10 protein-coding genes are annotated in these 10,280 nt (G+C 37.1%); 1 reads left to right on the forward strand and 9 read right to left on the reverse strand.

Annotated elements, in window-relative coordinates; translation table 11 throughout:
- Both RHOW815_RS04570 and RHOW815_RS04575 read right to left on the reverse strand, forming a co-directional pair.
- Positions 1–199, reverse strand: a 199-nt coding sequence (locus RHOW815_RS04570; protein WP_251368230.1) for a transposase, incomplete at its 3' end; no start/stop codon positions are given.
- A gap of 64 nt (positions 200–263) precedes the next feature.
- The gene (locus tag RHOW815_RS04575) at positions 264–1,043 is read right to left on the reverse strand and encodes a hypothetical protein (protein ID WP_215217160.1); all 780 of its coding nucleotides are present in this window, start codon (positions 1,041–1,043) and stop codon (positions 264–266) included.
- 204 nt (positions 1,044–1,247) lie between these two features.
- Between RHOW815_RS04575 and RHOW815_RS04580 the strand changes: the two genes are divergently transcribed.
- The gene (locus tag RHOW815_RS04580) at positions 1,248–2,558 is read left to right on the forward strand and encodes a PhoH family protein (protein WP_215217161.1); all 1,311 of its coding nucleotides are present in this window, start codon (positions 1,248–1,250) and stop codon (positions 2,556–2,558) included.
- Between the two features lie 548 nt (positions 2,559–3,106).
- Here the strand turns inward: RHOW815_RS04580 and RHOW815_RS04585 are convergent.
- The 7 genes from RHOW815_RS04585 to RHOW815_RS04615 all read right to left on the reverse strand — a co-directional run bounded on the left by RHOW815_RS04585 (position 3,107) and on the right by RHOW815_RS04615 (position 10,078).
- On the reverse strand, positions 3,107–4,195 hold the full coding sequence (locus tag RHOW815_RS04585; RefSeq protein ID WP_215217162.1) for a hypothetical protein: 1,089 nt from the start codon (positions 4,193–4,195) through the stop codon (positions 3,107–3,109).
- Positions 4,192–5,436: a tRNA (N(6)-L-threonylcarbamoyladenosine(37)-C(2))-methylthiotransferase MtaB gene (gene mtaB, locus RHOW815_RS04590; protein WP_215217163.1), complete on the reverse strand. Its 1,245-nt coding sequence runs from the start codon at positions 5,434–5,436 to the stop codon at positions 4,192–4,194. Before mtaB ends, RHOW815_RS04585 begins: the two co-directional genes overlap by 4 nt.
- Positions 5,437–5,513: 77 nt before the next feature.
- Entirely contained in the window at positions 5,514–6,206 is a 693-nt protein-coding gene (radC, locus tag RHOW815_RS04595; protein WP_215217164.1) for a RadC family protein, read from the reverse strand.
- A 3-nt stretch (positions 6,207–6,209) separates the two neighbouring features.
- The gene (gene hflX, locus RHOW815_RS04600) at positions 6,210–7,496 is read right to left on the reverse strand and encodes a GTPase HflX (protein WP_215217165.1); all 1,287 of its coding nucleotides are present in this window, start codon (positions 7,494–7,496) and stop codon (positions 6,210–6,212) included.
- Entirely contained in the window at positions 7,486–8,292 is an 807-nt protein-coding gene (locus tag RHOW815_RS04605; RefSeq protein ID WP_215217166.1) for an MBL fold metallo-hydrolase, read from the reverse strand. Before RHOW815_RS04605 ends, hflX begins: the two co-directional genes overlap by 11 nt.
- The gene (locus RHOW815_RS04610) at positions 8,289–9,275 is read right to left on the reverse strand and encodes an NAD(P)/FAD-dependent oxidoreductase (protein WP_215217167.1); all 987 of its coding nucleotides are present in this window, start codon (positions 9,273–9,275) and stop codon (positions 8,289–8,291) included. Before RHOW815_RS04610 ends, RHOW815_RS04605 begins: the two co-directional genes overlap by 4 nt.
- A gap of 2 nt (positions 9,276–9,277) precedes the next feature.
- Positions 9,278–10,078 carry a hypothetical protein gene (locus RHOW815_RS04615; RefSeq protein WP_215217168.1) on the reverse strand — a complete coding sequence of 267 codons (801 nt, stop codon included), beginning with the start codon at positions 10,076–10,078 and terminating at the stop codon, positions 9,278–9,280.
- Between the last annotated feature and the right edge of the window lie 202 nt (positions 10,079–10,280).

Here is a 10,280-nt window from a genome sequence, read left to right on the forward strand (position 1 = left end):
AATAACATAATTCCCATTTAGGATATTCTATGGGTAACATACGCCACTGGCAACCACTTTTTAAAATGTACAAAATTCCACAAAAAATATCATATAGATGAACTCTTCGTGGACGTGTTTTTTTGCGTGTAGACTCAAGTATTAGATGGATTTTGCTAAATTGTTTACGAGAAATATCGCTTGGATAAGAGCGGGTCATAACTACCTCCAAAGGTTTTATGAAAACTATCATTATACCTTAATGAGAAGATTTTAAACAGGCTCTAAGCAATATCTACACTTAACACGGCATGAATATGTTTACAACGCATTTCTCCACAAGTACATCCGATAGGATCACCAATATATACGCTGTATTTTTCATTTGCATCAAAAGGGTTTGTTACAGCAAATAACTTATCACCTGTCTGCTCGATATCCCAAGTTTTGAATTTTAAATCTTTATCAGATACTTCTTCTTCAAGCTCTTCTGTTTTATTTTGAGCAAAACGACTGATTTGACAATAAGGGCAGTTACAATGAGGATGCTCTGGTTTAGTAAGCAAACCATTTAGCATGGATTCATCATCTAAAGATTTTAAAAAGGAAAAAATATGTTCTAAAATATCCTTAGAGAGAAGAGGGGCTTCTGTTAGTTGAGAGTTATGTTGGAGAAGCAAGTCTATTCCAGGTAATATTCCTTTAAAGGAAGCACTTAAGGTCTTTAAAAAGGTTGTAAGATTCTGGAAGGACTCAGAATCCTCAGCTAATTCAGAAGTATTGACGAGCTCAATCCCAGGAATGATTCCTAGCACTCCTTTTGGCAAAGTTCTTTTTTCTTTATTGCATAGAGATTGCTCTTGCTCTAAATATTTAGAGTGCATAGAAAAAATCTCTTCTAGAACACAAGGCGTCAAGTTGGGAATTTGTATACAAGTTCCATTAAGAAGAGCAATGCTAAGAATGGGCTTATTCTGCTGATTATCAACATATAAAGCAGCTACATTTTTCCAAGAGGTAGATATATAAGGGGGTATGTTTAGCATTTTCTGATTAATGTTCATAAATTTCTCCTTCAATTACAAAATCCATTATAAGCGATTTTCAAGTTCAGCGTCAAGAATTTAGCACTCGAAATGTCTAATTGCTGATCTTGTTTCATAAGATATTAATAATAAAATGCTTATAATTTAGTTAAAAAAATTAGGTTGAGTCTAGTAAAAGAGCACGCTATGCTGCACTTTAACCTGCACTAAAGGAGAAATCAAGTGGTTCGTAAAACATTTATCATAGATACCAATATTCTTTTACATGACCCTGATGCGATCATTAAATTTCATAATAATGATGTCGTAATCCCTCTTGCCGTTCTTGAGGAACTAGATGGAATGAAAAGATTTTCCGATGAATTGGGAAAGAATGCTCGTCATGTTTTACGTTATATCGATGGGTTAAAAAATGCTCATCCAGGTCAACTGGCGCAAGGAGTCTCTATTGAAAATGATATTTTAGTAAAAGTGCAAATGGATACAAAATTTGCAGATCGAGAAGCCTTTCCTTTTTCTTTGGATCGCAGTGCTCATAAAATTGTTTTCAGTGCTTTTAAACTAAAGGAGCAAGGTGTCCCGGTTTCTCTTATTTCTAAAGACTTTATTGTGCGCGTTAAAGCAGAAGCTGTAGGGATAGAATCACAAGACTATATTAACTTAAGATTTTCTTACGAAAATATCTATAAAGGGTATCGTAAATTAGACATGAGTAAGAAAAATCTAGATCTATTTTATAAAGATGGGGTCCTGCCAATTGATTTGCCTGATTTGTATCCCAATGAATATTGCTTGATTAGCTCAAAAGAGCAGTCATCTGCTGTGTGCAAATACAACTCTCAAAACAAACAGCTAGAACCTTTACTAAAGTTGCCAAGAGATATCTGGGGTGTCCATCCTCTGAATATAGAACAAAAATGTGCCTTAGATTTGCTGCTGCGCGATGATATCAAATTAGTAACCCTTATGGGTCCTGCAGGGACAGGAAAAACCCTTTTAGCTTTAGCCGTGGGTTTGAAAAAGATTTTTGATGATGGGAATCATAAAAAAATTCTCGTGAGTCGGCCCATTGTGCCATTAGGAAAAGATATTGGGTATCTTCCAGGTAGCAAAGAAGAAAAGCTCTATCATTGGATGCAGCCTATTTACGATAACTTAGAATTTTTATGTGAATCAACAGGCTCAGCGAATTCTGCTGAAACGCAAAAATGGATTATGGAAAGTAAAAAAATTGAAATGGAAGCGGTAACCTATATTCGTGGGCGCACGCTTCCCAATATGTATATTATCATCGATGAAGCACAAAATCTAACACCGCATGAGGTAAAAACCATTATCTCTCGCGCAGGTCAAGGGACAAAAGTGGTTTTAACCGGAGATCCTACTCAAATAGACAATCCTTATTTAGATAAAGACTCTAACGCTTTGACGTATACGGTAGGTAGATTTAAGGAACACCCTATTTACGGTCATATTTTCTTGGATCGCACAGAGCGCTCTGAATTAGCTGCTTTAGCTACAGAGATGTTATAAACCATCATTGAGCGATTTAATTGAGGTGTGTTGGTTATATAGGAGCTGGACCAACTAGGAATGCTAATGGCAGCAGCAGAAGCTGCTCGGCATGGCCTTTCTTGTCGAATTATCGATAAAGGTGAATCTTAGCAGAGCGCTCTAGAGCTGTTGGTATTCAAGCTCGAACTATGGAAATCTTTGGACAGCTAAACATTGCAAAGGATTTTTTAACTCAGAGGATTCAAATACAAGCAGCCGATCTAATTAGTCATTTTCAATTCCTTGCGTAAATTCCATTAAGCACATTTAAAGTGTTCTAGACAGAACTTGATTTGAAAAAATCTTGTTTATATTGGAGAGTTTAACCTACTCCGTTTAAGGAGCAACCCCTTTTTTGTGTGCAATTATGGCATGTATATTATGCCAGATCTCAGGTCATATTTGCGGGCTATTCTTTTTATCTGCTCCTAAAAAATTGTCCTGTACAGAGGGTTATGAGCACAAAAGAACTAGGCAAAAAACACAGGGTTAATTATAAAACCATAAACAAATGGGTAAAATTATACTCATCTCTCAAAACAGTCTAGCCAAGCTTTTAAGTGAGCAAGAACGGGGATTTGTAAAATTCCCTCTTTTGTCACCTGTAGCTTTTGCCCCTGATCTTTTCTGTGCACTCTCAAACGACAGCTGGAAATTCCCTTGGGGAGCTGGCATATAACAGGTCTTGTATTGCTTGTTTGCATGAACATACGACGTAGTCTTTTCTTAGACCATTCTATATCTATCCGATCTAACTTTGTCGTTTGTAATTGAATCAATCTACCACAGTGTAGCTCTGGAGGAACACAAGGTAAAATGGAAAAGAGGTTCTCTTCTTCCACAAAAAAGAGCCTTCTTAGTAATTTAGCACTTTGTAAAAGAAGAGCTATTGCAGGTAAGGTATTCTCTTCTGCATCAAGGATGCCTTGATAATCACTATCGAATAAGCGAGGAACAAATACCCCTTCAAAAGCGGCTAAGAATACCTTTTTAAAGGAGCTAATGATTTGTAGTTTTTCTTTTTTTTCAATGGCAGTCTGGCATTTATGAATGAGAGAGAACATCCCTAGATTGTTATCTTCATGAGCAATAGGGGAAACCCATTGGGAAAGAGCTAGCCAAAAAGGAAACAGTTCTTGTAGGTTAAAACGCCTTTGCATCAATTCCCAATCTTGAGCTTTATGAATACCTAAGTGTAATCTTTCTTGCAGGCCTTGAGATTCTTTTAAGCAAAATGGCACAGGAATAGAGAATGTTTGTTTTGGTTTCAACTGCGATAATGTGGTTTTGTATTGCAGGTGCAAAGTAAAAGAGGTTTTTTCACAAAGCAGCAGTAGTTCTGAGGCCTTATAGAAAAGAGAATAACGTATATATCCATCTAAAGCCCTACCAAACACACAAATTGAACCGGTTTCTAAATTCAATTCCGCTGTAAATGATTGAATAGGTCCTCGAATAAAAAGACGTATTTCTATGGGCTCAATGCGACTTTCTAAATCGGTAAATCGCAATAGAGTGGGAAACAGCTCCACTTTAAAATGGCTATTAGGTAAAAGAAAAATACTTCCCATTTTATGAGAGAAAGGACGCATACGATGCGCAATAGTGATATTCATACAATCCTTCCCAAGAGACCCTCAGGGGTGTTTTCATATAGTTGCATCTCTACAAGATCATTAGATTTAAGACCTTTATCTTGACTAATTACGTGCAGAAAATTTTCTGTATGACCACTGGAGACATCTTCTGCTTTCTCTATTAATACAGGAAGAGTAGACCCAACATATTTTTCTCTTAAAAAATACGCATGTTCTTCTGCTAAGCGCAAAACCTGTTGTTTTCTTGTGTTAACAACTGCTGAATCTATCCGGTTAGGATAAAGAACTGCTCTTGTTCGCGGGCGTGGACTATAGGGAAACATATGTACTTTTGCAAAACGCACGTAATCCATCATAGCTAGTGTATCTTGAAAATCCAGTTCGCTTTCACCTGGGAAACCAACTATGACATCGGTTGTGAAGGTAAAATCAGGGTTTGCGTTGCGTAGTCTATCTATTGTTTCTAAAAAAACTTCTCTGGTGTACTTACGATTCATGCGTTTTAAAATGGTATTTGATCCTGATTGCAAAACAACATGCATAGAAGCACAGGTGTGCTTGGAGTGTAAAACAGCACCTGCTAAATCCTCATCTATCTCATCGGGATCAATCGAAGAGATGCGCAGTCTTTGTATTCCTTCTATTGCATCGACTTGCCTGACCAGATCTGCTAAACGAATTTGCTTAGATTCAAAATCGCCAATATTAATTCCTGTTAAAACAATTTCTTTATATCCATTAGCAATTAATCCTTTTACTTCTTGCAAAATCTCTGTTACATCTCGAGAACGAGAGCGACCCCGTACATAAGGAATAATACAATAGGTACAAAAAGAGTTACATCCATCTTGGACTTTAACAAAGGCTCTGGTATGGGCTTCGAATTGACAGATTTTAAATTCCGGCATTTCTTGTTCTGGGAATACATAAGAGAGGAGATTTTCCTTATCTTTATTGGGCACAACACAATCTATCTCATCCATGCCCTGCAAGGCCTCTTTTGCGCTTTCCAGAAGGCATCCCGTAACAACAATCTTTGCATCAGGGTATTTGCGATGTAAATGGCGAATTTGATAGCGACTGGAGCTATCTGCTGATTCTGTAACGGTGCAAGTATTTATAATACACAAGTCTACCCGCTCTGCTCCTTTAGCCTCTTTATAGCCTAAAGTGAGCAATTGATCTTGATAAGCCTGTGATTCGTATTGATTAGTACGACAGCCTAAAGTGACAACTTTAAATTTTTTTTTCTGGTTCATATTATGGATAAAAGTATACTAAAACAAGCCTAAAAATAGATAGAAATAAAGAAAAGATAGCAATCTTTTAAAAAAGATTAATATTTTGAAAAGCTATTCATAACGCCTTGTTCTTTCAAAGAAACAAAACGATCTCTACCTATAATCAAATGGTCATCAATCTCAATGCCCATGATCTGACCAGATTGCATAAGAACTTTCGTCAATTCAATATCAGCATGAGATGGAGTGGGATCTCCGCTGGGGTGATTATGAGCTAAAATCATACTATGAGCCTTATAACGCACAGCAGGATAAAACACCTCTCTTGGGTGGATCAAAACCTGAGATAGCGTTCCAACCGCTACCTGTTCTCTATGAATTAAAAACCCACGCACATCTCGCAGAATGACTAATAAAATTTCTTGAGAATAATGACCGATTTCTCCTTTTGCTAAAAGATAGGCCTCTTCCACAGATTGAATGGAGTATTTTTTTAAAGACTGAGGACGACGACATTTCAATGCGATACCAAAAACCGCTTTTAGCTGAATTGCTTTAGCAAGTCCTATTCCTTTGAGTTCCATAAGCTCAATTACAGAAGCATCTAAAAGATATTCAAGACTACCAAATCGCACAATAAGTTCTTCTGATAAACTCAAAACCGATTTGCCTCGCGTTCCACTGCTTAAAACAATAGCTATGAGCTCTGCCAAAGAAAGAGAATCAATTCCATCTCGTAATAAACGCTCCCTCGGCCTCTCTTCTGCTGGGATTGCTTTTAAAGTCATAGATTAACCTAGTAAAAACGGTTGCAGGCGATGTTCTAAGGAAGCTGGTATTTCTAATTTCATTACAACATCATTTTCTTCATACTCACATTCAAGAACTCTTCCTAAACGCATCAATTCGCTAACAAGTGCATAATGGCTTTGTGGGATTTTGACCCGCACTGTTTTGCGTAAAAGAGCAATTTCGCGCATCATGCTATCGAGTAAGAGTTCAAAGCCCTCTCCTGTTTGAGCACAAATAGGCACGGTTTTCTGATATAAAATCCGAAATTTGGCTAATGTAGAGGGATTGGGAAATAGATCGATTTTATTCAACACGGTAATAATCGGCTTGTCTTCAGCTCCTAGCTCTTTTAAAACAACTAGGGTCTCCTCCGCCTGAGAAAAAGCCATTGGATGACTCACATCGATCAGATGCAATAAAATATCGGTGTGAATTGCCTCTTCTAATGTACTGCGAAAGGCTGCAACGAGTGTATGTGGAATCTTGCGAATAAATCCAACGGTATCGATCAATAAAATTGCCTGTTTATTAGGCAAAACAAATTTACGAGTTGTGGTATCCAGGGTTGCAAATAACTTATCCTCTACTAAAACATCAGCTTGAGTTAGCGCTCTAAGAAGTGTGGATTTACCTACATTTGTATAACCCACTATGGCAAATGTCGGTATTTGTGTGCGCATTCTCAATCCCCGTTGGGTATGACGCTGCTTAGCTACTTGGTCGATTTCTTGCTTTAACGAATCGATTTGACGTCGCAAAATCCGTCTATCAATTTCCAGTTGCTTTTCTCCTTCACCTTTTAAATACGCTCCACCCCCTGCACTTTGACGAGAAAGATGGGTCCATAAACGCTTCAAGCGAGGCATCTGGTATCTTGCTTTTGCAAGCTCGATTTGTAAACGTGCTTCTCTGGTTTGCGCTCTTTGTGCAAACACCTCAATAATTAATTCTGTGCGATCAATTACAGCTTTTTTTAATTGCTTTTCTAAATTACGTTGTTGATGAGGACTAATTTCATCATCAAACACCACTACATCCGCATTTAAATCAATCACCATTTGGGCTAGCTCTTCTACCTTACCCTTGCTCAAATAAGTTGCGGCATCTACCTTACGCAACATGCAGGCAAATATAGCGGTAACTTGCCAACCATAGGTTTCACAAAGACGTTCTAATTCACTTAAATAATCAATGCAAAGAGCCTTTTGTTGGCTATGAGAATAAACCCCTATAAGAATCGCTCTATGTGAATTTTTTAACTCCAGTGATGCTGGGTCAATTGTCATGTAGATCCTTTTTAGGTATTGTAAAAAAAATAACCATGCCATCATAGGCAAGCTCAAATCCAAACGGAAGCTTTATTTTACCATGCTCGAAATCATGAGATAAATGGGTGAAATACGTTTTTTTAGTCCTTATAAATGTAGAGAATTCCATGGCTTCTTCTATTCCAAAGTGCACCTCTGTAGCCTCTTTTTTATGCACACTTATCGCAAGGGTTTCTACTCCAATTAGCATGTCTATTACTTGATTAGAGTAATACCTTATATCAGACACATAGGCAAAATTCCCTATGCGAAAACCCGTTACTTGTATTTCTGCATGCAGATAGGAAAAGAAAACCCATTGAATCCCTTGGAAAAAAATAGAGCCGAATTCTTGAGGAAGCACACAGAAATCGAGTTGAGCTGTTACACTTTTTTCATTGTTGGTAGGCTGGAATAAATAGGGATAGCGTTGCTTTAGTTCTTTAAAAGTTAGCTCGGATAACAAACAAGGCGTTTTAGATTTATGCAAAAAATAATACGCTCTTAAATCATCCAATCCAGCAATGTGGTCTGAATGTGCATGAGAGATCAATACACCATCTATTTTTTCAATCCCCAATCGTAAAGCTTGCATACGAAAATCAGGGCCTACATCAATCACAAAATTCTTATCCGTTACTTGTATCAAACCAGAAGGACGCATCCTTTGATCTAGCGGATTAAGGGAATGACATATCGCACAATGACAACCAATCACAGGAGTTCCCATAGATCCACCGGTCCCCATAAATGTAAATTGCGCTTGTATGCTCATAGTCGATCTATTTTAAGTAATACATTAGTTCTTGAAAAGAAAGAGTTGTTGTTCCCTATTATTGCCTGCGCCAATTTTTCTCCGAAATAAGCATGATATAATAAACCTCTAGATCCCATAGCTGTAATTACCCACACCTTATTAGAGACTTTTGTTGCAATGGGAAGATAGTGTCCTTGACGCATCACTCTTATAGCAGAAGAGCAGTCTATAGGTTTTAGCTGCCAAATATCTGGATAAAAACTAGCCGCCTTAGTAAAAAGCACTTTTTGCGTATTCAATAGATTCACTGTTTCTGTTAAATCATGGCGCTCATACGTCGCACCCACATGGTAGATCCCGCACTTATGAGATGTTGCTATATAGCCTTTGCCCACAAGACTTCTCTCTATTTGTAAATTAAGGGGAATTTCACAAGTGAGAACCTGTCCTTTGATAAAACTCAATTTTAATTGCACAAATTCTGAGAAATCACGAATAGAGGCTCCTGCTGCAACAACTATTTGATCAAAGGTTTTTAGCTGTTCTAACTCTGTAATTTTCTCTGCAATAAACTGGCCGCCTTTTTCTATAATAGCTAGTCGCATTCCTTGCAGGTAACGTTTACAAAATACCGTCTTTCCCGATTTGATCAAGAAATGATCATTGCCTAAATCTACGACATCTTTAAAAACCACGCAGTGATTTTTATAGGCCTTCCTTTGTTTTTCATTTTGAGCAATGCGAATAATACCTTCTCTATAGAGTTCTTTCTTTAAGCTTCTTTTTGCTACGTGTAGCAAATCTTCTGTCTTTTGCATAGCTTCGGTTGCAAAAAGCGATCTTTGCGCCTCTTCACCTACATAAGGGTGGAGTAAACCTGCTGCTACAAATGATGCTCCCCCTGAAAAAGGATCAAATACAACTACTTGATTCTTTAGATTCAGCAAATTCCAAGCTACTGCTAATCCAGAAAAACCAGCACCTATAATTGCAATCCGCATAACTATCTTTTTTGCATCATTAAAATATGCGATTCTGCAGCAAATTGAAAAAAGAATACCACACCCGGCGCCAAAAGAATAGAAACCGGTAGCATGATCAATACCAAATCTAAGGGGTTAGCTGATGAAAGGTAGAATGCATGGGTCATATTCAGCGAGATCATGAGCAGTCCTAAAATACACCCTACTGGAATGACTGAGATGATAAACAATACAAAATTAGTAAGTAAAGAATTACTTATTCTACTCAGCATGCATTTAATCCATTCTTTTGGCAAACAATCCCTTAAAGCTACAATTGGCGTTAAAAAGAAAAATAAGAACAAAAATAGAACAACTAAAAGAACCATACTCAAAAACAGTAAAAAAGGACCAAATGATAGAAAAACCCCTAAAGCCCAACCTACCTTAGGTAGTGCTTTAATCAAATAAAACAAACCAAGGACTGTCCATAGGATTAAATACCCTATTATTAAAGGCATTCCTAGGTAAGCAATTTCAACCATCACCCTTTTGGATAAAGAAAAGGTTTTTTGATAGTTCATTTTTTTCTCTTTAATCTCATCATGATAAAGACGGATTAACAAAACTCCAAGAGCTAGCCCTAATATACCCATAGAAAAAAATGGCAGGAAATTCCAATTGAGCATCAACCAATCTTGTGTTTGTAATCCTAATGACTTGCAAAGAAGCAGACCAAATCCACAACACCACAATATCACAAATACAAATAACAGCTTTTTTATCGAAAAGCTCAGTCGCAATGCTCGATTAAAAGAAAATTCTATATCATTCCAGTTCATAGGCAAAATGTAGTAAAATAAAGCTAATGATAGCACCAAAGCTTAAATGTTAACTAGTTCTAAAGGAGAAAAAATAAAAACTATAACCAATGGTTTCTTAAAAATGTACAAGTCTTTTCAAGTTTGAAGTGCACAGAAGAATTAAAAAAAGAATAGGCAGGCGATGAAAGAATCTCTATTGTGATTTTTAACAATCAAACAC

The organism is Candidatus Rhabdochlamydia sp. W815, from assembly GCF_018642185.1.
GTDB lineage: Bacteria > Chlamydiota > Chlamydiia > Chlamydiales > Rhabdochlamydiaceae > Rhabdochlamydia > Rhabdochlamydia oedothoracis.

Bases quoted from the DNA above. Each gene is read 5' to 3' on its own strand.
- RHOW815_RS04575 (WP_215217160.1), bottom strand. From the start codon at position 1,043: ATGAACATTAATCAGAAAATGCTAAACATACCCCCTTATATATCTACC.
- RHOW815_RS04585 (WP_215217162.1), bottom strand. From the start codon at position 4,195: ATGAATATCACTATTGCGCATCGTATGCGTCCTTTCTCTCATAAAATG.
- mtaB (WP_215217163.1), bottom strand. From the start codon at position 5,436: ATGAACCAGAAAAAAAAATTTAAAGTTGTCACTTTAGGCTGTCGTACT.
- radC (WP_215217164.1), bottom strand. From the start codon at position 6,206: ATGACTTTAAAAGCAATCCCAGCAGAAGAGAGGCCGAGGGAGCGTTTA.
- hflX (WP_215217165.1), bottom strand. From the start codon at position 7,496: ATGACAATTGACCCAGCATCACTGGAGTTAAAAAATTCACATAGAGCG.
- RHOW815_RS04605 (WP_215217166.1), bottom strand. From the start codon at position 8,292: ATGAGCATACAAGCGCAATTTACATTTATGGGGACCGGTGGATCTATG.
- RHOW815_RS04610 (WP_215217167.1), bottom strand. From the start codon at position 9,275: ATGCGGATTGCAATTATAGGTGCTGGTTTTTCTGGATTAGCAGTAGCT.
- RHOW815_RS04615 (WP_215217168.1), bottom strand. From the start codon at position 10,078: ATGAACTGGAATGATATAGAATTTTCTTTTAATCGAGCATTGCGACTG.